Here is a 707-nt window from a genome sequence, read left to right on the forward strand (position 1 = left end):
CTCAATGCCGATGGGCTAACTGTTTCCCGTCTGGGTCTCTCAATTACCCTGTTTTTTAAACGGGGCTACACCCCAGAGAAAAAGCAACGCATTCTGGCCTGTTATCGTCGTTTTCGCGAAGAGTTCGGTACTCACCTGCGTTTTCACCGTCATGAATTGAAAGGGTTAAAAAAATATTCCCCGGAAAATATTGCCAAAGTGGAAGAGGGTATTCTTAATCAGAAAAAAAACCAGTTTTGTGGTTGGGTCGTCAGTGATGCCAAAAATGAAGATGAGGCACCTCATTATCTGATGCGTTACCTGGATTCCCGGGAAATAAGCGGTGATAACGGCATTTCTTACCTAAGCCTGACACTTCCTTGGAATTATCTGAAAGAACAAGAGGGCATGACCCGATTTATGGCCTGGCTGGACTTTCTGTGTGAACAACTCGAACCGGACAGTGGTGACTGTGGCTACTGTCTGGTATTACCCAATGACTTCTATGACTACTTTCCCTTAGAGTACCAACTGGCGCAACGTTACCCTTCCCTGCAAGTGAACTCCGCAGTGCACACAGCTAAATTACAGTATGGAAATTCCATCCGTGGCATTAACTGGATCACCTTACTGTCCAAACGCTTTGTAGAACGGTTGGGGGGGGAATTATGGATACGTCATATGCTGGCCCGCCACCGCTACCCGGATGTGTTGATTACGCCTTATTC

At 46.7% G+C, this 707-nt stretch carries 1 protein-coding gene; it reads left to right on the top strand.

Features of this window, described 5'->3' with window-relative positions:
- Nucleotides 1-707 (top strand): DUF3396 domain-containing protein (locus LG003_RS23125; RefSeq protein WP_262981776.1); only part of this gene is annotated, 707 nt, incomplete at both ends.

It is taken from the genome of Photorhabdus kleinii, from assembly GCF_025384885.1.
Classification (GTDB): domain Bacteria; phylum Pseudomonadota; class Gammaproteobacteria; order Enterobacterales; family Enterobacteriaceae; genus Photorhabdus; species Photorhabdus kayaii.